The sequence below is a fragment of the Acinetobacter sp. BD54 genome (assembly GCF_044778325.1).
GTDB classification, from domain to species: Bacteria; Pseudomonadota; Gammaproteobacteria; order Pseudomonadales; family Moraxellaceae; genus Acinetobacter; species Acinetobacter baumannii.
This window is the reverse complement of the sequence record NZ_JANJEP010000010.1, coordinates 77491-101518: the sequence shown is the minus strand read 5'-3', so window position 1 is coordinate 101518 and position 24028 is coordinate 77491. Positions and strand designations below refer to the sequence as shown.

Here is a 24028-nt window from a genome sequence, read left to right as displayed (position 1 = left end):
GTTATGGTAGATCGGGCAGGGTAGCTTTTAGCTGGCTGTTATACTCTGCCGAAATGACTTTGATTGGGGAGAGCATATCTATAGCGAAAATATTGCCGATGAATATATCGCTCTAGTTCAAGCAACCAAGCCATCGGAAACCAACGACGTACTCATTTCGACTTCTAGACCAAATTTTTTCAAAAACATGAGCCGCATTGCTGAGTTAAAGCAGAGCTTAAAAGGCTACACCAAAGTTGAACTCGAGCATTTTTATTTATGTTTAGAAGGTTGTTTGGCGGGACTTGGCGCAACGATCATCTCAATTTATATGATTGAAAAAGAGCTGGAGTGGAACTTACTGAAAAAAATTTCACCTGTTGTACAAGATGGTTCAGCCTATTTTTTACTTTCTCATAGCGCTTTTGAGGAAGATTCACGCAAAACCATATTTTTAGAATGGCTAAAAGCAGAGATGAATGAAAGTCAGCACACATTACTTTAAGTTGATTCTTCTAAAATTGAATTTTTTTAATAAGTATCTGAAAATAATGATAAATATTTAGAGTGATTAAAGCGCTATGTGAGCGTCATATATTGAATTTCTGCTGTCTAAAATTCCCTAAGATGAAAAATATTTAACTTCATACTTATTTATAAAACCCTAAACATGAATTTCACTCAGTTTTGAATGAGACTAAATCATTTTTATTCATGTTGTGATTGCGGTATAAATCTATCCATGCTCTGAAGCGCTCCAGTTATTTACTTTTGATAAGACCACAAGGCACAAAACTGACAAGACTGGAAAGTTCAAACAGAGCAAAAAGATTTTTTAGGTTTATCTCAGAAATTAGGGTACTGATCACAATGAGTAAAGAATTTACATTTACGATTAAGAGTATTTGTTTCGATGAGAACTATCGTCCAGCAGACAATACGCGTATTACAACCAACTTTGCTAACTTGGCGAGAGGGATGAGCCGCGAAGAAAATTTGCGCAACACCTTACGGATGATCGACAATCGTTTCAATGCCTTAGCTCATTGGGACAACCCTAAGGGCGACCGCTATGGCGTTGAACTTGAAATCATTTCAGTTGAAATGAACATTGATGCCGAAAACCGTACTAGCGGGCTTCCTTTAATCGAAATATTGAAAACCAATATTGTTGATAAAAAGACCAATGAACGCATCGAAGGCATTGTAGGTAACAACTTCTCGTCTTATGTACGTGACTATGACTTTAGTGTGCTGTTGTTAGATCACAACAAAAACAAGTCTACGTTTAGCACGCCAGAAAAGTTTGGTGAATTGCACGGCAACTTGTTTAAGAGCTTTATTAACTCTGAGACTTATAAAGCCAACTTTAAAAAGGCACCTGTGATTTGCTTAAGCGTTTCAACAAGTAAGGTGTATCACCGTACTGAAAACGAACATCCTGTTTTAGGTGTTGAATACAAGCAAGAAGACTATTCATTAACCGATGAATATTTCCAAAAAATGGGCTTAAAGGTTCGCTATTTCATGCCGCCGCATAGCGTTGCGCCGTTAGCGTTCTACTTTACTGGCGATTTGTTGAGTGATTACACCAACCTTGAGTTGATTAGTACCATTAGTACGATGGAAACCTTCCAAAAGATTTACCGTCCTGAAATTTACAATGCAAATTCAGTAGCTGGAAAATCTTATCAACCAAGCTTGAAGCACCAAGATTATTCACTTACTCGAATTGTGTATGACCGTGAAGAACGTAGCCGTCTGGCTATAGAGCAGGGGAAGTTTGTTGAAGAGCAATTTATCAAACCATACCAAGCGATTCTTGAGCAGTGGTCTGCGAATTACGCTCCTAATTAATCAACATATAGGTCATTTATTATGAAAAAGTTATTACCGACTTCAACTGCTGGCAGCTTACCAAAACCGTCTTGGCTTGCAGAACCTGAAAAGCTTTGGTCGCCGTGGAAACTCGAAAACGAAGGCTTAATTGAAGGTAAAAAAGACGCGTTACGTTTAGCACTTCACGAACAAAAACTTGCGGGTATTGATATTGTTAGCGATGGCGAACAAACCCGCCAACACTTTGTGACGACATTTATTGAACACTTAAATGGTGTAGATTTTGAGAAGCGCGAAACAGTTCGTATTCGTGACCGTTACGATGCAAGCGTACCGTCTGTGGTTGGTGCGGTGTCTCGTCAAAAGCCTGTGTTTGTTGAAGATGCAAAGTTTTTACGTCAGCAAACTGATCAGCCAATTAAATGGGCATTACCTGGCCCAATGACTATGATTGATACGCTTTACGATGGTCACTATAAGAGCCGTGAAAAGCTTGCTTGGGAATTTGCCAAAATCTTGAACCAAGAAGCGAAAGAGTTAGAAGCTGCTGGTGTAGATATCATTCAGTTTGACGAACCTGCATTTAACGTATTCTTTGACGAAGTAAATGATTGGGGTATTGCAACTTTAGAGCGTGCAATTGAAGGCTTAAAATGTGAAACTGCGGTGCACATTTGCTACGGTTACGGTATTAAAGCCAATACTGACTGGAAAAAGACACTCGGTTCAGAATGGCGCCAGTACGAAGAAGCTTTCCCGAAACTTCAAACTTCTAACATTGATATCATCTCGTTAGAATGTCACAACTCTCGTGTGCCAATCGACTTACTCGAACTTATTCGTGGTAAAAAAGTCATGGTGGGTGCAATTGATGTTGCAACAAACCAGATTGAAACACCGGAAGAAGTTGCCAACACACTACGTAAAGCGCTTCAGTTTGTAGACTCAGACAAGCTTTACCCGTGCACAAACTGCGGTATGGCACCTCTTTCCCGTGAAGTGGCACGCGGCAAGCTAAATGCCTTAAGTGCAGGTGCAGAAATCGTTCGCCGAGAACTTACGGGTTTTGATCTTACTGCTTAATATTTACCAATAAGTGGTATAAAGGGTTACTTTTTTGATGGTGGTTGATAATCAAACAAGTAACCCTCATTTTACTTACTACATGTCGCTCTAATCAGATCGCATGTCGATAGTACCTTCCTGATGGAGTTGGGCGGTATAGCAAACACACAGGAAAAGGTACGGTTCAATTTAGGAATAATGTCATGGTTCAAGCAACAGACTTTAGAAATGCAATGTCTTTACTCACAAGTGCGGTTAGTGTTGTGACCACGGCAGGCATGTCTGGCCGTTTTGGATTTACTGCCTCTGCTGTTTGTAGTGTGACTGACACACCGCCGACATTATTGGTCTGTATGAACCAAGCTGCGAGTTCACATGCACATTTCCTAGATAACAAAATCTTAACCGTAAATGTGTTAGGCGCGCACCACGAACATATTTCAAAAGCATTTTCATCTAAGCTCACACCAGAAGAACGCTTTAAACATGGCGAATGGATTGAGTTAGAAACAGGCGCACCTGTGTTGGAAGATGCTTTGGTGAGCTTCGATTGTGAGATTGAGCAAATTCAACAAGTCGGCACACACACGATTTTTATATGTCCGATTGTGGCGATTAAACAAAGCCAACATGACCAAAGTTTGGTTTACTTTAACCGTGCTTATCACCAAGTGGGGCAGACAGAGACTGTCTAATCCTACTTATTATTTCGTTATTTCATATTAAAAGTCTCATTAAGAAATCAATAAGCACGGATCGCTTCTGTTTAATTTTAAAAATATAATTAAATATAATATCTTAAATAATAATTAAGTTAATCTAATGAAAAACAATAAGAAATTTAATCACTTGTCATTAAAGCTACATTGACACATCTCAACTCTCAGATTATGCTTTGCGTGCTGGCCACATTGCCAGCCGGTTTTAGCAGACCGCGCTCAAGAACATTGAAAAAACTCGTTTTTTTTGATGTAGACCCGTTCGTCTCCCTTTTTGTAGCGGTAGGACGGAAGGGGGACACCTTCGGGTGTGCTGGGTCTTGAGCCAGTCTGCTAACCCCCTTTCGTTCTGCCACCATAATTCCAAATGAATGCTTTGGCAGAACTCCCAAAATCAGGAGTTGGCTATGCACATCCACCATTTCTTGGCCTTAAGCGCCAAAAGCTATAACGACACAGCTTAAAAAATTACAGCAGCTTGAACGCCATAAGGTTTTCAGGCTTTACGTCATTTTTACTTAAAACTTAGCAAAACAAAACTTGAGATGTGCCAAGCACCGTCTTACGGCTTTGCTGTGCCTTTTTTTCTCCCAAAAGGGCACAGGCTTTTTATCTCATTTAGAAACAACAAGAATTTATAACGGTAAAACTATGCCAATTTTAGAAATATCTTCCAAAAAATTACAGGTGGTCCAAACCGCAATCCAACTCTTTACCACGCATGGGTTCCATAATGCAGGGGTAGACCTCATTATCAAAGAAGCCAAAATACCGAAAGCCACGTTTTACAACTACTTCCACTCCAAAGAACGCCTAATTGAAATGTGCATCGCCTTTCAAAAAAGCCTACTTAAAGAAGAAGTGCTCTCGATTATTTACTCAAGCCGTTACTACACCCAAAAAGATAAACTCAAAGAAATTATTGTTTTACATACCAATTTAAACAGCCTATATCATTTGCTGCTTAAAGCAGTTTTTGAAATAAAACGGCTATATCCGCAAGCCTACCGTATGGCAGTTGAATACCGAAAATGGCTACATCGGGAACTTTTTGACCTGATTTTTAGCTGTGAGACCCGTGTTTTCAAATTTGATGCAGACATGGTTTTAAACTTAATTGATGGCTTGATGCTACAGGTTTTAAGCTCTAACAGTTTGAATGAACGAGATGTGGTGTTAGAGAGGTTTTGGGGGAGGGGAATAATAAAATAGTATACGGTGACTATACTTAAAGTTATTCAATAAAATTTTATTTTCATGCTAATATTTACTCGCTAAGAATGTATACAATATATTTATATATTATTTTATACATTAATTTGCGGGTCATTATTTAGGTTGAGATATATTAATAATGAAATTATTTATAAAAATTATTTTATCCTTATTAGCTGTTTTTCTTATTCTATTAGTTTTAACTTCATCTTTTAATCTGAAATTAAAAGTTTTTAAATTATTTCATCCTGATTGGGTTGAAGTAAAAGGTTATAAAATTTTAGATTATAGCGTCTATTGTAAAAGAAAATATTGGCATAGAGGAATGGATAGAAGTGCACGCGGAGATATAAGGTATCAATATACATATCAAAATAAAGTTTATAAATCAGAGGAAAAAGATTTTTTGGTTGTATATAGATTATTTATTTCTGAAAACTGTGATGAGATGAAAGGCCAAAATTTATCTATATTTAATAAGATAAAGAAAAATAATGAATTAAAAGTTTTTATTTCACCAGATATAAAAAAATCAAAAATATTAATAACTAAAAAAGGCTTATCATTTAGAAACTCTTGGGTGATAAATCTTATGTTGGAAATCCAACTAATAATTTTAGTATTAATTGGTTTAATTATATATCTTACTGTCACATCTAAAAAATAATAGAGGACTAATTTGTATGTTAATAGTATATAATTATCAGTCAATTGCTAAAAATTAATCTATTATAGTTTTGAGTTATGAATAAATTTTTCTATAGTAGTCTCTATCTTGTATTATTTTTACTTGTTTTAATTTTTTTATGCACAAGTATTCCTGCTGCTAAGTTAAAAATCTTTAATGTAACTCATCCAACTTGGGTGCGGCTAGAAAAATTTCAGATCTTAAATTATGAAATTAAGTGCTCAAGCCCTTGGGGACGAGGCGGGGATAAAATGGCAAATCTAGCAGTTTCATATCAATATAATTATGGAAATAAAAGCTATTTTCAACAAGACCAAGTTTTTTTTAGAGTATATAAAACATATATTTTTGAACGTTGTGATTCTTTTAAAGAAAAGAATAAACAGCTTTTTAATAAGGCTGTAAAAGATCATACAATAAAATTATTTATAAATAAGAATTCCCCTAATAAAGCTAAGTTATTTTTTTCAAATAAAGAATTTAACTATAGATTATCTTGGTTAAGTATTTTCTTTTCAGAAATACAAGGAATTCTATTAACCTTACTTGTGGTAATTACTATTTATACTGTTTATATTATATTTTTGAGAAGATGATTTTGTAAGTGGTTTTTATTTAGAAAAATTAAAAGAAGTTTATATTTAAGGAAATAAAAGTAATTCAAAATAAATTTTTTCTGATCATTAAAAGTGTTGTTAATAAAAATAGATTTAATATTCAGAGTGTACTGATTAATAAATCTATTTTTATATAATTTTTAATTTTATTGTAATTTAATGAAATTGTTGTAAAGCTTCTTTTGCTGGTTCATATCCATTGTCGGCAGCTTTTTGGAACCAAAATTTAGCTTTTTCATAATCCGAGAAAACATTAGCATACATATAGGCTAGATTATTTTGAGCTTCAGGTACGCCTTTTTCTGCTACTTTTATATATAGCTCTAAAGCTTTTTCATTATCTTGTTTAACAAGAGTACCATCAGAATAAATATTTGCTAAATTATATTGAGCTTCAGAAAGATTTTGATCTGCAGCTTTCTTATATAATTCTAGCGCTAAATTAATATCTTTTTTTATTCCATTCCCTGAAAGATAAGCATTTGCTAAATTATATTGAGCTTTAGCATATCCTTGATCAGAAGATAATTTATAAAATTCTAAAGCTTTTGATCTATCTTTATTTACATAATAGCCATTATCGTACATCAAACCCAAATTATATTGAGCTTCCGGAAAGTTGTTTTTAGCAGCTTTCTCATACCAATAGAAAGCTTTTTCTTCATTCTTCTGAGTTCCAATCCCTTTAAAGTACATTCCAGCTAAATCATTTTGAGCGATAGGTAATCCCTTTTCCGCTGCCATTTGGAAATAAGAAAAGGCTTTTTGATAATCTTTAGTGACATCTTTACCTAAGAAATATCTACCACCTTGTTCATATAATTGACTTGCTTCACTTTGAGTTTTATTTTGTTGTGGAATCGGTTCTGAGCAGCCTGCGGTACCTAATAAAAATATACTTATGAGGCTAGAAAACATTAAACACTTTAAATTCATAATATATCTCTTTTAAATTAATCTGCTCCAACTATATGCCATTCTACCATTGGATCTCTTTTTATAGCCTCTTGTTTCTCTCTCTCTGCCGCTTTTGTCTCAACTTGATCCAATATATCTACTGCATCGAGAACGCCTTGAGCTGCCTCTATAGCGGTCTTTGTTTTTCCAACCGTATTTCCTAACTCATCTCCTTTGTCTTTTAACCAATATTTGAAACCTATGGCTGCACCAGCACAGGTGAGACCAACAACTGTAGCTTTTCTAGGATCTAACCGTTTTATTGCTACTTTTGCGCATTTTCCTGCAGCAGCAAGCCCAGCTACTTCACCCGTTTTTTCTCCAGCTTTAGATAACACTAATGTAGAAGATTTTGTTGCAAGGGCCTCAGGATTTCTATCAACGATAGCTAACGTTAACTCTACTCCATCTGCAAAATTACCTGCTTTTGACCCCAATTTATCAATTTTGGTTCCAAATTTTTTAGTATCGAATACTTTTGTATGCTGATTACCCTTAAAAATTTGTCCTGTCTGGGGGTTTTCTTTATAAAATCGGAATTCTTTGGCTTTTTCTAACCTTTCTTTACTAAATAATGGAGTATTCTTTGAATGTATAAGACCCCATCTAAAATTGTAATTATCTACAACAGAAGTTCCATCTTTTAAGCGCCCTAATATATCTGAAGATTCTGAAGCTACATTAGCAGCAGTTTCGAGATGTTCTCTGGTAAACACTGAAACGGGCCTACCATTTTGATTTACTTTCTGTTGTAAATCTTTCTGTTCATTTGCCATCTTTATCGCTCACAATACTTTTGAATATTCAATTATTTATGATAGTTACTTCTTAAATAATCGCCTTTCTCATCTGTTTCTTGTAATAAATCGATTTCTTTTAAGATCTTAGGACTTACTAAAATTATCTCCCTTACCAAGTTATTTTCTATTCTTAGTATTGGCTTAAATTCATTAGTAATTAAACTTTTCACGGATAATATTGGAAAGTCATCTTTAGGACATACAAATACGGCTTCACCATCATTATTTGTTCTACATTCCATAAGAATTTTATTATTATCATTGCTTAAGTTAAATTCTAAATTTGGTATAGGATCTCCTACAAAATCTAGGAATTTAATATAAGTATTATCCTCAATAGTTCCACCAAAACGACTAATATAGTAGTGCCATTCATCTCCACCAATAAGAACTTTAACTTTTTCCTGTTTCTGTGATCTGATACGTCCAGTCCTACCATATTGATCAAGGAAGCCAGTTTTTACTTGTCCATTTGAATGCAAAACAGAATATTTAATATTTGATGTATTTGGAAATAGATTATAAACATCTAATTTATTGCTAAAAGGAGATTGAACGTTAGGGATCTCTGGTAAAGAATAATTAGCTTTTTCACCGCCTTTAAAAAGGTGTTGTCCAGCTTTTGGCTCAAATTTCCCTGGCGTAATCAGGGTAATACCATCTTTATTAATAATGATTTGAGAACCACCAGCCATTAATAACCTCAATTTTTATAAAAATATTCAGAATTTTGCATTGATATAGCCTAAAATAAATGTATATCAAATGTCTCGTTATTTTACGTAAAATATGACTTTCATCATAGCTATTCAATTAAACGATAGCATTATTGTTGCAGCTGACAATAAAAGAGTAACTTTGAATAAAGATTCAAATATAGAATTTTCTACTACGAATGATTCTAAATTATATGCTTGGGAACAAGGTATTATTACTGGTACTGGAGAATCATATGTTGTTCAGCAAACAGTTGATATATTTAAAAATATAGCAAATTCTAAACTAAAGACTTTACCTGAATGCCTAGATATTTCTAAGAGAATACGTATCTTAGAATTAGGTCAAAACCTTGACCAAGTTCATAATGGAAAACTACTTTGCTCTAGTTATGGTCAAGAAGGTGCGCAATTATATAAAATTGAAAGATTTGATAAAACATCTCAGCATACACTGAAAAAGGTTTCTCCCATGGAGATTATTATTTGGTTGTTTCATCCAAATGTAGACTTGATTGCAGATAATTTGAAGAGGCTTTATTCTGATCTCAGAGATTATTCTCTATTTTCAACACAAGTTGATTGGATCAATTATTATATCAATAGACTTTCACCAATTTATCAAAAACAAAGTAAGGTCGATCCATATATGAGTCAAAGCTTTGATATCTTTTTTCAAACGAAAGATGAGCATTTCTTTGGGCATATTCCTAATACACAAAATATTCCTTTAAGCTTTCAACAAGTTTTTAAAAAGAATAGCTATATTAAATAGATATAAAAGAACAAAATAAAGCTAGATTTTACGATGGCTATTACTAGGCATAGCCATAAAATTACTGGCTTAATGCATTACTTGTTTGATAAAAAGTTATGTGTATTTTATAAAGAACTCTCATACTCCACATACCCATCTTCAATTGCAGGAATAATATCTACAAACTCAAAGTAGGGTACTGTACAAAACTCAGAGTCTCGTATCGCATCAATCACAAAATAATAATCTTGCAAAGATGTCGTCTCAAACACAGCAATATCACTGGCTTTAGTGCTAAACGCTTCAACGTCATACCACCGAACTTTTACAGACGGGTATTTATCAAAAATAGGTTCAAGCTTTTGTGTACTAAACTCAGCCCGCTTTTCACGTGGTAAAGCCAACCAAGCAGGCAAAGCTCTTAAATGAATAAAAAAAGTATAGGTTCTAGACATAACTACTCCATGACTGGGCGAGTTGTAGTTCAACTGAAAAAGACAGCATTTGCTTGTCATATCAACATGACTTAATCAGTATATGAGTGATTACTCACATTAAATACTCGCATTTCGGGCCATGTCAGAAACACTCCCAGATCCACGCAAACGCCCGCGTCAAGCACGTTCAGTGGCTACTTTTGAAGCAATATTAGAAGCGGCTGCTCGCATTTTAGAGTCTTTAGGCTTTGCTGGATTTAACACAAATGCCGTGGCTGAACTTGCTGGTGTAAGTATTGGTAGCCTATATCAGTACTTTCCATCTAAAGATGCTTTAATTGTCGAGTTAATTCGACGTGAGCGGGCTGAGCTTTCAAATCGTATCGTTGAAGCCATACAGCAACACGACACTACAGACCTAAAAGAAAAAATAAAGCTCATCATACATGCTGCTGTGCAACATCAATTGAGCCGCCCACAGTTGGCACGAACACTAGAGTTTGCTTCTGAACTCATTGGAAAAGACATTGAGGAAAGTGAGCTTCAACACGAACTTGAAACCATAATTTCTGATCTGTTTATACGTTCTGGTATTTCACATGCACAGACAGTCGCACAAGATGTAATTGCTTTAAGCAAAGGAATAATTAACGCGGCAGGTATAGCAGAGGAAAGTGATTTAAATGATTTACAGCAGCGTGTTGAAAAAGCTGTATTTGGTTATTTAGATCTGGATTAATGGTCTATAAGTATGAGCGTATTGCTGTTAAAAGCTCTTTAATAAAAAACACCTTCCAAACTCAAGATTTGAAAGGTGCTTTTATAGGGGTTATATCTTTATGAAAACATTAGACAGTCGGTAAAGCATGTAAAAGTTGATCAGTTAACTGATTCACTGTGTTAAGTGAAATCGTATGAATCAAATTACCGCCTGTTGGATCAGGTTCACCCACCGCAATACCTTGATTTGAACCTACCGAGCCGAGGATATTTCCTAAAATATCTTCTACATCTACAGAATTACTATTGTCTGAGTCACCATAGTTAATGCTAATTAAGCCATCTAGGCCACCCAGTAAACCACCGTCGCCGCTGTCAACACCACCAATAATCGTGGTGATTGAACCCAAGAGGCCACCGTTTTCAGTGACTAGGTCATCACCTACAATATGCTGAATAATGGTAGATGCCGTTGAACCATTGGTAATAAGGGTATCAATTACACCAGTAATCGAGCCACTTGCACCCTCAAGGTCAGCGCCTGCAAGGTCAGAAATAGCCTCAAGCGTACCGTTAACACTATCGCGTGAAGTCTCGAAAAGTAGTTTTCCAAGGTCTGCAAAATCACCGACAGGATGCTCTGCATCAGGGAACACACCAATAATTGTTCCGGCAATCGTATCAATACCTGTATTAATCAAACCTGTTTTTAGGCTTTCTAAATTTTGTAGAACGTCAATACCGCTTTGAATAATACCTGTAAGTGGGTTATCGCCTAGATCACCACCGATGCCGCCTATGCCACCGATAATGCCAGTAATCGGGCTTAGGATGTCTCCATCACCACCAATGCCACCGATAATGCCAGTAATTGGACTTAAGATATCTCCATCACCGCCAATACCACCAATAACGCCAGTAATCGGATCTAAGATATCGCCTGTACCATCACCACCAATAAATGAGAAGGAGTTGCCTAATACATTAAGTGGTGTAGTGATAGGGGCAACAACGTCAACATCATCGCCATTACCGTTGCCAATGCCATAATTATGTTCACCGTTACCTGATGAAATACCATTTAATAAGCCATCACCAGAGCCGTTGCCTGAGTCGCCAGAACCAATCACACCACCTGAAGTGTTGCCGTTGTTGGTAGTGTCATTGTCATTGACTGTGTTTGAAGTAGTTGTTGGTGAAATATTAATAGAGTCGGTGGAAGAGCCGCCGATACCAGATAAAGCATTGCCCAAAATATTTAAGCCGCCAGTAAATGGAAGCGTAAAGTCTGCATCATCACCGTTTCCGTTACCAATGCCATAGTTATGCTCGCCATTACCAGATGCTGCACCATTTAAAAGGCCATCGCCAGAGCCATTGCCCGAACCGCCACCAAGGCCACCTGTATTGGCATTATCAATGGTGTCATTATCATTGACGGTATTGGTTGCTGTGGTTGGTGCAACATTTACCGAGTCACTAGATGAACTGCCAAAGCCTGAAAGCGAGTTGCCGGAAAAGTTAAGTACACCAGTCAGAGGGAAAGTGAAATCTGCATCATCACCGTTTCCGTTACCAATACCGTAGTTGTGTTCGCCATTGCCAGAAGCAGCGCCGTTTAACAGTCCGTCACCAGAGCCATTTCCAGAACTTCCACCCACAAGTCCGCCTCCATCATTTCCATTATCAGTTACGTCATTGTCATTAACTGTATTGGTCGTTGTAGTTGGGGCAGTATTAATTGAACTAGAAGATGAATTGCCAATGAGTGAGAAAGAGTTACCAGAGAAATTAAAAACACCTGTAATTGGTGCGGTAATATCTACATCATCACCATTTCCGTTGCCAATGCCGTAGTTATGCTCGCCATTGCCAGAAGCAGCGCCATTAAGTAAACCATCACCAGAGCCATTGCCTGAACCACTACCTGTGCCGCCGCTATTACCATTATCAATGGTGTCATTGTCGTTCACTGTATTTGATGTGGTGGTTGGCGCAGTATTGACTGAACTTGATGAAGAATTACCAATGAGAGTAAATGAGTTTCCTGAAATGTTTAGAACGCCGGTAATCGGAGCAGTAATATCAACATCGTCGCCGTTACCATTGCCAATACCATAGTTATGTTCACCATTGCCAGAAGCGATACCATTACCTGCGCCATCACCTGAACCATTGCCGGAACTACCCAAAGCGCTCACGCCGCTATCACCAGTACCATTGCCGTTATAGGTGGTGTCGTTGTCATTCACAGTATTTGACGTTGTAGTTGGCGAGGAATTAACAGAACTTGCAGATGAATTGCCAATTAGAGTAATTGAGTTACCAGACAAGTTAATAGGAAGGGTAATTGGGGCTGTAATACTTGCGTCATCCGCAATCCCATTTCCGATACCGTAGTTTTGCTCGCCATTGCCAGAGCCAATTCCATTTAACAAGCCATCGCCCGAACCATTACCAGCACCTGAGCCATTGCCGTTATAGGTGGTGTCGTTGTCATTCACGGTATTTGATGTATTGGTTGCAGAGTTGTTGACCGAACTAGAAGATGAGTCACCAATTAGGGTAATAGAGTTACCCGCAAGGTTAATTGGAATTGAAAGTGGGGCAGTAATGCTTGCGTCATCGGCAATACCATTACCGATTCCATAGTTGTGTTCACCATTACCAGAAGCAGTACCATTTAAAAGCCCGTCACCAGAGCCATTGCCTGTACCGCTACCAATGGTAGAGCCGTTACCATTATTTGTTACATCGTTGTCATTAACGTTATTTGAAGTGGTGGTTGGAGAGCTATTCACCGAATTTGAAGATGAATTGCCTATGAGAGTAATTGAGTTACCAGAGAGGTTGAGGGGAATGGTAATTGGGGCGGTAATGCTTGCGTCATCGGCAATACCATTGCCAATACCATAGTTGTGTTCACCATTTCCGGAAGATATTCCATTAAGTAGGCCGTCACCAGAGCCATTACCTAAATTACTGCTTGTGTTACTATTTTCAGGAAGTGGGATAATACTAGTAATCGAAGATAAAATACTTTTAATAAACATAATCTATTTCCATGTGATTTGTTTGAGATGTTGTTATTACTATTTATTGATTATGTGTTTTGGAGCACATAATTGAGAAAGAGTATTTAATTTTTTACTATTTGGTGTCAAGTTGTGTAATTTGTCACGGCTGATATAGCGAGTTTGTAAATATATTCAAAATCAACAAAATAAAAAATACGATTATTTTTAATAACATTTTTAAACATAAAAAATGGACTGAGTTAATAAAAAATTTTTAAGATTAAAATAATATATGTATTTAAAAAATTATTTATCTTTTTGAAATAAAATAATTTTTATTTAAAATTAAAGTAGCTGTGTTTATAACCTTTTGTTTTTAAAATAAATTTAATTTATTTATAGGGCTTAAAACTATCGCTTTAAATAAAGAGAGTGACAAAAATAATATAGATAAATTTTGTGATATTTTTACTTGAGTATTTATTCGGATTTGTAAAATAATCGTAGGGATATAAGTTTTTGTAATAATAATTTGGTATATCTACGCCGTCGGCTGAGTTTTCGTTCGTTTAAAAGCCAGAGTGGGTCAGCCGACACCTTATTTTATCTATTTCTAAAATTCTTTTGAAAACAATAATTTTTATTTTAGTATTTTAAATTGTTTTTATAAATTATTTAGATTTTTATATTATTTATTTTTAAATTAAAAGAATATAACTTATATACGATTAAGTTCAGAACAGCCTTATATAAATTATTAAATATTTATTGAATAAAGAATAAATAAATGAGGCTTGAGCTGAGCCTAAATAATTCTGGTAATAAAAAAGCCACTCTAGATGAGCGGCTTTTCGGGAAAGCGGTAAAACTTACCAGCTTAACGCACCACCAGTTTGGTAGTCAGTTACGCGAGTTTCAAAGAAGTTCTTCTCTTTACGTAAGTCCATCATCTCCGACATCCACGCAAATGGGTTAGTTACACCAGCAAATTGCTCTGGTAAACCTAACTGAGATAAACGACGGTTACAGATGAATTTCAAATATTCTTCCATCATGCTTGCGTTCATACCCAATACACCGCGTGGCATTGTGTCACGTGCGTATTCGATTTCAAGCATCGTACCTTCAAGAATCATTTGAATTACTTCTTGTTGGAACTCGGCAGTCCAAAGGTGAGGGTTCTCAATCTTGATTTGGTTAATCATGTCGATACCAAAGTTCAAGTGCATAGACTCATCACGCAAAATGTATTGGAACTGCTCAGCAACACCATTCATCTTGTTACGGCGACCCATACTCAAAATTTGAGTAAAGCCACAGTAGAAGAAGATCCCTTCAAGAACACAGTAGAACGCGATCAAGTTACGAAGTAAACGTTGGTCGTTTTCAGGCGTACCTGTGTGGAAAGTAGGGTCACTTAACGATTGAGTGTATTTCAAGCCCCAAGCTGCTTTACGCGCAACCGATGGAATCTCGCGGTACATGTTGAAGACTTCGCCTTCGTCCATACCTAAAGATTCGATACAGTATTGGTAAGCGTGAGTGTGAATTGCTTCTTCAAACGCTTGACGCAAAATGTACTGACGGCATTCAGGGTTCGTGATGTGACGGTAAATTGCCAATACGAGGTTGTTCGCAACCAAAGAGTCCGCAGTCGAGAAGAAACCTAAAGAACGCATAACGATCGTACGCTCATCTTCAGTTAAGCCATTTTCAGACTTCCAAAGTGCGATATCGTGGTTCATGTTCACTTCTTGAGGCATCCAGTGGTTTGCACAACCATCTAGATATTTTTGCCAAGCCCACTCATATTTAAATGGAACAAGCTGGTTCAAGTCGGCGCGACAGTTAATCATGGCTTTGTCGTCAACTTGAACGCGTTGCGCGCCCATTTCTAACTCTTCAAGGCCAGGAGCAACATCCAAATGTTCTAAGGCTTCAGATGCTCGAGCCATTGAATCGGTTGGATTTGTTGATCGCACGGAATGGGTTCCAGTGGATTGTGGAGCTGCCACGCTCTGCGATGATGGCTGCGCAGCAGATACATTCTGCGAATCAGGCGTTTTTTCCGGGTTGACGGGCGCAGACTTGTGTTCAGGTGCAGCCGGTTTTTGCGAATCATCTTCAAAATCGTCCCAACTAAGGATAGACATTGTTGTTCTCTCTTCGTTGTATATATCTATGTTCGACATCTCTAAACGAAGATGTCACTACTATACGCTCATAATGTGTAAACAAAATTAAGTTTTATTGATGTATGACCAAATTTTGGGCCTTTGGTCCATTATCCCTACAACTTATTTTGCTTACGCTGTTGTTTACGGATTTTAAAAAAGGCGTAAACCATAGGCGTATAAAAGAAAATAAAGGCAAAGATTAAGATTCCAACACCAAGCATATAGTTATGGCTGAGATGAAAAAACATAATCTTTACCTCGTTTAAAGTTGCTCTTTTTGTTAAAGAGCAACTTTATTGAATGTTATTGGCAAGCTTCGCAATCTGGGTTGTCGATTGAACAAGCCATAGGAACCGGAGCTGCTTGAGTAAAGCCGTCTTCTTCAGCTGCTTCAGGCTTCTTCGCTTCTACGACTGGAGCTGCCGCAGGTGCTGCTGCTTCTACAGTTGCAGGTTTAACCGCGTTTAACGCACCTGTGTTAATTGTAGATTTTTCAGCAGATGTTGCGCCTAACGCACGGAGGTAATAAGTCGTCTTAAGACCACGTAACCATGCCATCTTATAAGTGATGTCAAGTTTCTTACCGTTTGCACCAGAGATGTAAAGGTTAAGAGACTGTGCTTGATCAATCCATTTTTGGCGGCGTGATGCAGCATCAACAATCCAGCGTGGCTCAACTTCAAACGCAGTTGCAAAGATTGCTTTTAATTCTTCAGGAATACGAGCAATTTTTTGTACTGAACCTTCAAAGTGTTTGAGGTCATTAACCATCACTGTGTCCCAAAGACCACGTTCTTTTAATGCGCGAACAAGGTAAGGGTTAATTACAGTGAACTCACCAGACAAGTTAGATTTCACATATAAGTTTTGGAATGTTGGCTCAATAGACTGAGAAACACCACAAATGTTCGAAATGGTTGCAGTTGGAGCAATCGCCATTACGTTTGAGTTACGCATACCGTCTTTTTGAACTTTGGCACGTAAACTGTCCCAATCTAAACGTTGAGTACGGTCAACTTCAAACATACGTTCTGGACGAGATTTCGCAACAATTTCTAAAGAGTCGATTGGAAGGATACCTTGATCCCACAATGAACCTTTAAATGTTGAGTAAGCACCACGTTCAACAGCCAAGTCACTTGAAGTTTGGATTGCATAGTAGCTAATCACTTCCATTGACTCGTCAGCAAAGTTCACAGCTTCATCAGAACCGTAAGCCATACCCATTTCGTAAAGTGCATCTTGGAAGCCCATGATACCCATACCAACAGGGCGGTGTTTCAAGTTAGAGTTCTTTGCTTGTGGTACAGCGTAGTAGTTAATGTCGATAACGTTATCGAGCATACGAACTGCTGTTTTAACAGTGCGCGCTAACTTCTCACGGTCTAATACACCACCTTTAACGTGTTGAACAAGGTTGATCGAACCTAAGTTACATACCGCAATTTCGTCTTGGTTGGTGTTTAACGTAATTTCAGTACATAGGTTAGAAGAGTGAACTACGCCAACGTGTTGTTGTGGTGAACGTAAGTTACAAACATCTTTAAACGTGATCCAAGGGTGACCAGTTTCGAACAACATAGAAAGCATTTTGCGCCATAAGTCTTTCGCACGTACTTTCTTGTGCAACATGTTCTGTTCTTTCGCAACAGACTCATAGTATGCATAGCGTTCAGCAAACTCAGCACCAGTTAAATCGTGTAGGTCTGGAGTTTCAGACGGAGTGAATAGTGTCCATTCGCCATCTTCAAACACACGTTGCATAAATAGGTCAGGAACCCAGTTTGCAGTGTTCATATCGTGAGTACGACGACGGTCATCACCCGTGTTTTTACGAAGTTCTAAGAATTCTTCGATGTCTAAGTGCCAAGTTTCTAAGTACGCACATACCGCACCTTTACGCTTACCACCTTGGTTTACCGCAACGGCTGTATCGTTCGCAACTTTAAGGAACGGAACAACACCCTGAGATTTACCGTTTGTACCTTTAATATAAGAGTTCAAGGCACGTACAGGTGTCCAGTCATTACCTAAACCACCTGCCCATTTAGAGAGCATCGCGTTGTCACGCATTGCACCATAAATGTCATAAAGGTCATCACCAATCGTTGTTAAGTAACAGCTTGAAAGCTGTGGACGTAATGTACCTGAGTTAAACAGGGTAGGCGTAGATGCCATGTAGTCAAAGCTAGACAACAAATTATAGAACTCGATTGCACGCTCTTCTTTGTCTTGCTCATTAAGTGCAAGACCCATTGACACACGCATGAAGAATAATTGTGGTAATTCAAAGCGAACGCCATTTGAATGGATGAAGTAACGGTCAAATAGAGTTTGTAAACCTAAGTAGGTAAACTGGTTAGAACGTTCCGGTTGAATTGCCGCTGCTAGTTTTTCTAGATCGAACTTAAGCAAGTCCGGTGAAAGCAAATCAAGCTCTACACCTTTTTTCAAGAATGCTTCAAGTGCATTGTTTTCAGCTGTATCGGCTGGTAAACCTAAGAATGCTAAGCCAGTGCTGACCAACTCATCACGAAGCAAACGTGCAGTTACGTATGTATAGTTAGGTTCTTGTTCAATACGTGTACGTGTTGCCATCATCATGGTGGTAGCAATATCGCTTTCTTTTACGCCGTTATATAAGTTTTTAACGGTTTCATCGATAATTGCTTGAACATCAATACCTTCTAAGCCTTCAGCAGCTCGATTTACAGTTGCTTGCAGTGCACTTAAATCAAGTGGTTGAAGCTGACCGTTTGCATCGGTAACTTGCAAGGTAGGGTGATGATTAGAATTTGTGTCTTTACGGGCACTTGCGCGTTGATCGCGATAGATAACGTAAGCACGAGCGACTTTGTGCTCCCCAGTACGCATCAGTGCAAGTTCAACTTGATCTTGAATCTCTTCAATATGAATGGTACCGCCAGAAGGTAAACGGCGAGTGAAAGTGTTCAGTACCATTTCCGTCAGTTGGGTAATACGGTCGTGAATACGGCTCGAATCCGCACTTTGTTGACCTTCCACAGCAAGAAAAGCTTTACCAATCGCAACAGAAATTTTCTCTGCATCAAATGCAGCAACATCTCCGGTGCGTTTAATCACCTGAATTTGACCGGGAGTCGAAGTAATTACGCTCATGCCAGCATAGCTCCATTGTCACTTTTGTTATGTTCATAGACCGTTTGAACCGAGCAAAAAACATGCCACGATATTTGAGGGATAAACACAAGACTTAGTAGTTAAAGTTTATTTTCAACACAAGATACGGGATTTTTTACGGTAGATCAATCTTGACTTTTTAGTAATTTTTTATCTGTATGATTTGTCGGGAGATAGCATACCAAAGCTGTGAAAAAACACTTATAGATAACTTTGTGGATAACTCGAAAAACAAACACTTGAGTGAATTTAAATTTAGTGAAGAAATAATTTGTTTAATATTCATACATAGGAAATATGAATAGATTATGACATTTAAGAACAATAAACAGATAATAAAAATACCTGAAAATTCAAAGATTAATAAAATGCAACAAAACATGGTTGTCATGTATCAGTTTGGTGAACGCCTACTTGTTTACAATGTAAACGTGTGTATATTGCAAATGATAAACGAATGTATCTGCAAGATTTTTAAGATACATGTAATGAGATTTATAGGGGCAATGATATGAGCCAAGAAGAAAAGTTACCAAAGATTCTGATCGTTGAAGACGACGAGCGTTTAGCGCGATTAACTCAAGAATATTTAATCCGTAACGGTTTGGAAGTTGGTGTAGAAACCGATGGTAACCGTGCAATTCGTCGTATTATTAGTGAGCAACCGGATCTTGTGGTCTTGGATGTCATGTTGCCGGGTGCAGATGGTTTAACCGTTTGTCGTGAAGTTCGCCCACACTATCATCAACCAATCTTAATGTTGACTGCACGTACTGAAGATATGGATCACGTACTTGGTTTGGAAATGGGTGCAGACGATTATGTCGCGAAACCAGTTCAACCACGTGTATTATTAGCGCGTATTCGTGCTTTGTTACGCCGTACGGATAAAACTGTTGAAGATGAAGTTGCTCAACGTATTGAGTTTGACGACCTCGTCATCGACAATGGTGGCCGTTCGGTAACGTTGAATGGTGAGCTTGTTGACTTTACAAGTGCTGAATATGACTTGTTATGGTTGCTTGCATCAAACGCTGGCCGTATTTTATCGCGTGAAGATATCTTCGAACGTTTACGTGGTATCGAATACGATGGTCAAGACCGTTCAATTGACGTACGTATTTCACGTATTCGTCCAAAAATTGGCGATGATCCTGAAAATCCAAAACGTATTAAAACTGTACGTAGTAAAGGTTACTTGTTTGTTAAAGAAACCAATGGATTGTAAAATCTGATTAAACTTCCTATAAGGTTGGTCGAGTGTTTAAACACAGTATATTCCTGCGAATATATGCGGGGCTGGTAATTCTTGTTGTTTTGGTAGCTGTTTTTGGGTATTTACTGGTACAAATTATCAACTACCAACGCGCACAAGAATACCGAGAATCTTTAACTGATGGTATTTCTTATGTCATTAGTGAAGGAGTCGCTCGACAACCTGGGAAGCAGCAAAAAATAGATTGGATTTCTGACGCATCTGATTTGCTCGAACTTCCAATTTATTATACCGATGCAAGTAAGGTTGAGCTGTCTCGGACCGAGAAAAAGCGGATAGAAGCACAAAAATCTGTAGTTCGTTACGATGCAAGCAATAGCATTGCATATGTCATTATTGGCTTACGTGACGACCCACAACATTACTTATCTATAAAAGTCGACAAAATCACTGAACGCCAAATGAAGGCTCTTCCTATTTTTGTGCTCGACTATTTAATGTTTTATCCGGGGCAGGAACAAGAATATCTTGCCAAGATTCAAAAGCATTTCTCATATCCGATCAATATTCAAAACATTCAAGATGTAAATCTGGATTCTGAACAGATTGGACGTTTGCGCCAAGACCAAAGTGTCATGTTGTACAAAGATAGTGCAACAGTGCGCGGTACAACCATTTCGATTGTGTCTCCAATACCGAATCATCCTGTGCAGGTGTTAGTGCTGGGTCCGGTTCCAATGTTTAACTGGATGCCTTTACAGCTTTCGGCGGGTATTACCTTATTTAGCTTATTCTTATTAAGTCTAGGTGTTTACGGTTTGATTTTGCCGTTAGAGCGCAAAATCCGTCAGGTGCGTTATGCATTAAACCGTATGAAATCGGGTGATTTGTCACTGCGTGTTCCTATTGAAGGAAGCGATGAAATGGCAAACTTGGCTTCAAGTTATAACAATATGTCTGACCATATTCAGCGTTTGATTGAGGCTCAACGTGAGTTAATGAGAGCGGTATCTCATGAGCTGAGAACGCCTGTGGCACGTATTCGCTTTGGTACAGAAATGTTAGCCGAAGAAGATGATTACAATCATCGTATGCATCAGGTCGACATGATTGATAAAGATATTGAAGCACTCAATACCTTAATTGATGAAATTATGACTTATGCAAAACTAGAGCAGGGTACACCTTCATTAGACTTTGCAGAAATTGTACTTTTTGAAGTGTTGGATCAGGTTGCAGTTGAAACTGAGGCTTTAAAAACACAGAAAGAAATTGAACTTATTCCACCGCCTTTATATGTGAAAGTAGATGCAGAGCGTCGTTACCTTCATCGTGTCGTGCAAAATCTGGTAGGTAATGCAGTTCGTTATTGTGATAACAAAGTTCGGATTACGGGTGGTATTCATAGTGATGGCATGGCTTTTGTCTGTGTTGAAGACGACGGACCGGGTATTCCTGAGCAAGACCGCAAACGTGTATTCGAAGCCTTTGCCCGTTTAGATGACAGTCGTACACGCGCATCTGGTGGTTATGGTTTAGGACTTTCGATTGTAAGTCGTATTGCTTACTGGTTTGGTGGTGAAATTAAAGTAGATGAAAGCCCAAGCTTGGGAGGCGCACGCTTTATTATGACTTGGCCAGCACATCGCTTTAAACAACCGCCATTAAAGACCAATAAAAAAGCACCTGCATAAGGTGCTTTTTTTATTGGTTCATTTATAACTGAGTTGCATCAGGTTCCAAAATAGGTTTGCCGCTTCTCAGGCTATTGAGTGCATCTGTATTAAAGTCAATCAAGAGCGAATTATTTTTAGCATCAATTTGATATTTTTGAATAAGAGGCTGATCCCCATTCAAAGTCTCAACTCTATATGAGTCTGCAATATGTAAAATGCCTTCTAGATTTGTTGTGGTTGATGCGAAATCTTGCCTAAAAATTTCATAGACATCTCGCAAGTCAAAAATGGCATTATCTGCATCTGGGTGTTTATGAATATAGCTTTCTATATGTCGCACCAGTAATTGTGCAAACAAGTAATAGTCTGGTTTATGCGTATATTCTAGATTCATGCATTTTTCTCCTTATTATCTGTTATTAGCATACATGGCAAAACAGAAGATATTGTATAAAATTCATTACACTAGATGATGACTTGGAAATATTACAAAGAAATAAAAACTCTATTACGCCCTTGACGCTTTGCTTGATAGAGTGCATCGTCTGCTTCTTTAAACAAACTTTCAATAGAACGGTGATAGCTTGGAGAATATAAGCTAATACCAATACTTACCTGCACAAAGATGGGTAATTTGCCATATACATAAATCGGTTGCTGACTAATTTGAATGCGTATTCTTTCCGCGAGTTCAAAGGCAGCCTCTCTGGTGGTATCCGGAATAAAAATTGCGAATTCTTCTCCACCAAAACGTCCTAGTAAGTCATGAGGGTGTAAAATATTTTGTATGGTCGTTACACAGGTCTGTAAGGCTCTATCCCCAATTAAGTGGCCATAACTATCATTCACTTTTTTAAAATGATCGACGTCCAACATAAAAAATGCAGAGGTCTTATTTTCCTTTTGTACTTTTTCTTGGAGTAGGCGGACTGACTGTAAAAATTGGCGTCGAGTTAAACTCGAGGTGAGTTCATCATGGGCAATTGCATGTTGTAACTTCTGAATTAATTCAGAATGGAGTGCGCTAATACTGGAAACGGTAAGTGGCGCAACCGTCATCATGATTAGCCCTATACGTATAGAAATGTTATTGCTTAAATAGTCTTGCGGATACAGTAATAAATAATGCCCTGAGACATGATAAATAATATATGCACTGGTAAAGGATGTAATGAGAGCAACAATAATCGGTTTATAGCGGATAGCGCACCAGATTAATGCGGCGATGGGGTAGAGTAGGGAACCTGGACCCGAGTCGTAATAACTCACTCCTATCGAAATTAAAACAGCGAATAAAGGCAAAAAATCAATCGCTTTGATATATATACGATTACCCTTAAGGTGGTTTTTTATTTTAAGGTAAGGGGGGATGTTTAAAATAATGGGCAACAACAATAAGGCATTTTGAAGCTCTGATGTAACCCAATAACCAAATTCGGCCCAAAAACTACCAATCATAAATTTGGTGTTAAACATAGGCACAAAAGTTGCTGCAAACAAAGCACCGGTTATGCTGCCAATCCCGCATAGTGCGAATAAGAGTAAATAAGAATAGCCTTGATAAGCTGCTTTTATATGGCGATTAAACAATATTGCGAGTGCTAATGTCGTTACTACATACAGGTAGTTGGATATCGTTAAAATAAGGGTGAGAAAAAGGGGTGTCCCATTAACTAAATCGGCAATCATGTAACCGGTAAAAGCACCGGCAAAACTACCTATTTGGCGTGTTTGTGGAAATCGAAGCAATAGGCCTAGAAATACCGAGTTAGCAGGCCAGAAAAAAGCAAGAAAACTAAGAGGACGAGATGCAATTCCAATAAAGCAACATAACGTAATAATGATGGTAAATAAGAGAACAAATTTCAGGGAGGTAGAAAATGAAAATTCACGAAGTGAGTATGGCATCAGCTGCCCTTAATGATAAATACTCTTATCCAAGAGTAATAAAATATTAATGCATGATTAAACATTCATCATAATTCAGAGGGGAAGATGAATACAATAAAAAACCGATTAATATTATAAAAAAGTAAGGTGTTTAATTTGACCGATTGAGCAATTGTGCAAATAATATTAAAAATCAGAAAATGAAAAAAATCATTACAAGTGCGAAAACTATCAAATAAACCGATTATAAGCGGTGAAACCCCCTCTACAAGACATAGATGATTACTTTTGATTGGAAAATCATCCAAAAGACTAAGACGCTTCAACTAGCAAGGGAAATTAGAAATCAGGTACAATTGGCGGGATTAATTTTGTGTTTGGTGT

21 protein-coding genes and 1 pseudogene are annotated in these 24028 nt (G+C 37.6%); 12 read left to right on the top strand and 10 right to left on the bottom strand.

Annotation, left to right across the window (positions count from 1 at the left end; all coding sequences use genetic code 11):
- Positions 1-37 precede the first annotated feature (37 nt).
- The 7 genes and pseudogenes from NQ782_RS15720 to NQ782_RS15690 form a co-directional block, all read left to right on the top strand.
- Positions 38-484: pseudogene (locus NQ782_RS15720) on the top strand (LysR family transcriptional regulator); the annotation flags it as partial.
- A 365-nt stretch (positions 485-849) separates the two neighbouring features.
- The gene (locus NQ782_RS15715; protein WP_000031355.1) at positions 850-1836 is read left to right on the top strand and encodes a DUF1852 domain-containing protein; all 987 of its coding nucleotides are present in this window, start codon (positions 850-852) and stop codon (positions 1834-1836) included.
- 21 nt (positions 1837-1857) lie between these two features.
- Positions 1858-2901 carry a methionine synthase gene (locus NQ782_RS15710; RefSeq protein ID WP_000735350.1) on the top strand — a complete coding sequence of 348 codons (1044 nt, stop codon included), beginning with the start codon at positions 1858-1860 and terminating at the stop codon, positions 2899-2901.
- 185 nt (positions 2902-3086) lie between these two features.
- A complete protein-coding gene (locus NQ782_RS15705; RefSeq protein WP_000249482.1) occupies positions 3087-3578 on the top strand; it encodes a flavin reductase in 492 nt (163 codons plus the stop codon).
- Between the two features lie 675 nt (positions 3579-4253).
- Positions 4254-4814, top strand: a complete 561-nt coding sequence (locus NQ782_RS15700; RefSeq protein WP_057094723.1) for a TetR/AcrR family transcriptional regulator — start codon at positions 4254-4256, stop codon at positions 4812-4814.
- A 142-nt stretch (positions 4815-4956) separates the two neighbouring features.
- The gene (locus tag NQ782_RS15695) at positions 4957-5484 is read left to right on the top strand and encodes a hypothetical protein (RefSeq protein ID WP_086231142.1); all 528 of its coding nucleotides are present in this window, start codon (positions 4957-4959) and stop codon (positions 5482-5484) included.
- Positions 5485-5756: 272 nt separating this feature from the next.
- Positions 5757-6101 carry a hypothetical protein gene (locus NQ782_RS15690; RefSeq protein ID WP_249476925.1) on the top strand — a complete coding sequence of 115 codons (345 nt, stop codon included), beginning with the start codon at positions 5757-5759 and terminating at the stop codon, positions 6099-6101.
- Between the two features lie 177 nt (positions 6102-6278).
- On the opposite strand, the gene NQ782_RS15685 is transcribed toward NQ782_RS15690, so the two are convergent.
- From NQ782_RS15685 to NQ782_RS15675, 3 genes are read right to left on the bottom strand one after another with little or no spacing between them, the layout of a single operon-like run.
- Complete coding sequence (locus NQ782_RS15685) at positions 6279-7058, bottom strand: tetratricopeptide repeat protein (protein ID WP_086231144.1); 780 nt, start codon at positions 7056-7058, stop codon at positions 6279-6281.
- Between the two features lie 17 nt (positions 7059-7075).
- Positions 7076-7855, bottom strand: a complete 780-nt coding sequence (locus NQ782_RS15680; protein ID WP_001262785.1) for a hypothetical protein — start codon at positions 7853-7855, stop codon at positions 7076-7078.
- 32 nt (positions 7856-7887) lie between these two features.
- A complete protein-coding gene (locus NQ782_RS15675; RefSeq protein ID WP_000897076.1) occupies positions 7888-8574 on the bottom strand; it encodes a hypothetical protein in 687 nt (228 codons plus the stop codon).
- 94 nt (positions 8575-8668) lie between these two features.
- On the opposite strand from NQ782_RS15675, the gene NQ782_RS15670 reads away from it, so the two are divergent.
- Entirely contained in the window at positions 8669-9370 is a 702-nt protein-coding gene (locus NQ782_RS15670; RefSeq protein ID WP_031994344.1) for a hypothetical protein, read from the top strand.
- Between the two features lie 107 nt (positions 9371-9477).
- Here the strand turns inward: NQ782_RS15670 and NQ782_RS15665 are convergent, their stop codons facing one another.
- Positions 9478-9807, bottom strand: a complete 330-nt coding sequence (locus NQ782_RS15665; protein ID WP_031994345.1) for a darcynin family protein — start codon at positions 9805-9807, stop codon at positions 9478-9480.
- A 121-nt stretch (positions 9808-9928) separates the two neighbouring features.
- Here NQ782_RS15665 and NQ782_RS15660 point away from each other — a divergent pair, with 121 nt between their 5' ends.
- Positions 9929-10528 carry a TetR/AcrR family transcriptional regulator gene (locus tag NQ782_RS15660; RefSeq protein WP_031994346.1) on the top strand — a complete coding sequence of 200 codons (600 nt, stop codon included), beginning with the start codon at positions 9929-9931 and terminating at the stop codon, positions 10526-10528.
- A gap of 109 nt (positions 10529-10637) precedes the next feature.
- On the opposite strand, the gene NQ782_RS15655 is transcribed toward NQ782_RS15660, so the two are convergent.
- The 4 genes from NQ782_RS15655 to NQ782_RS15640 form a co-directional block, all read right to left on the bottom strand.
- Positions 10638-13562: a hypothetical protein gene (locus NQ782_RS15655; RefSeq protein ID WP_057093552.1), complete on the bottom strand. Its 2925-nt coding sequence runs from the start codon at positions 13560-13562 to the stop codon at positions 10638-10640.
- 833 nt (positions 13563-14395) lie between these two features.
- Positions 14396-15679 carry a ribonucleotide-diphosphate reductase subunit beta gene (locus tag NQ782_RS15650; protein ID WP_000025827.1) on the bottom strand — a complete coding sequence of 428 codons (1284 nt, stop codon included), beginning with the start codon at positions 15677-15679 and terminating at the stop codon, positions 14396-14398.
- 137 nt (positions 15680-15816) lie between these two features.
- Positions 15817-15951 carry a hypothetical protein gene (locus NQ782_RS15645; protein ID WP_000465010.1) on the bottom strand — a complete coding sequence of 45 codons (135 nt, stop codon included), beginning with the start codon at positions 15949-15951 and terminating at the stop codon, positions 15817-15819.
- A 55-nt stretch (positions 15952-16006) separates the two neighbouring features.
- A complete protein-coding gene (locus NQ782_RS15640; RefSeq protein ID WP_000111539.1) occupies positions 16007-18841 on the bottom strand; it encodes a ribonucleoside-diphosphate reductase subunit alpha in 2835 nt (944 codons plus the stop codon).
- A gap of 329 nt (positions 18842-19170) precedes the next feature.
- Between NQ782_RS15640 and NQ782_RS15635 the strand changes: the two genes are divergently transcribed.
- Genes NQ782_RS15635 through bfmS form a run of 3 tightly spaced genes read left to right on the top strand, consistent with a single transcriptional unit; the run spans position 19171 to position 21772 of the window.
- Positions 19171-19377, top strand: coding sequence for a hypothetical protein (locus NQ782_RS15635; RefSeq protein WP_000143214.1), 207 nt, complete (start codon positions 19171-19173; stop codon positions 19375-19377).
- A complete protein-coding gene (bfmR, locus tag NQ782_RS15630) occupies positions 19374-20090 on the top strand; it encodes a response regulator transcription factor BfmR (RefSeq protein WP_267581255.1) in 717 nt (238 codons plus the stop codon). Before NQ782_RS15635 ends, bfmR begins: the two co-directional genes overlap by 4 nt.
- 32 nt (positions 20091-20122) lie before the next feature.
- A complete protein-coding gene (gene bfmS, locus NQ782_RS15625; RefSeq protein ID WP_057094382.1) occupies positions 20123-21772 on the top strand; it encodes a sensor histidine kinase BfmS in 1650 nt (549 codons plus the stop codon).
- A gap of 22 nt (positions 21773-21794) precedes the next feature.
- Here the strand turns inward: bfmS and NQ782_RS15620 are convergent, their stop codons facing one another.
- A complete protein-coding gene (locus tag NQ782_RS15620; protein ID WP_001047855.1) occupies positions 21795-22148 on the bottom strand; it encodes a hypothetical protein in 354 nt (117 codons plus the stop codon).
- A 92-nt stretch (positions 22149-22240) separates the two neighbouring features.
- A complete protein-coding gene (locus NQ782_RS15615) occupies positions 22241-23662 on the bottom strand; it encodes a sensor domain-containing diguanylate cyclase (RefSeq protein WP_267581252.1) in 1422 nt (473 codons plus the stop codon).
- Positions 23663-24028 lie beyond the last annotated feature (366 nt).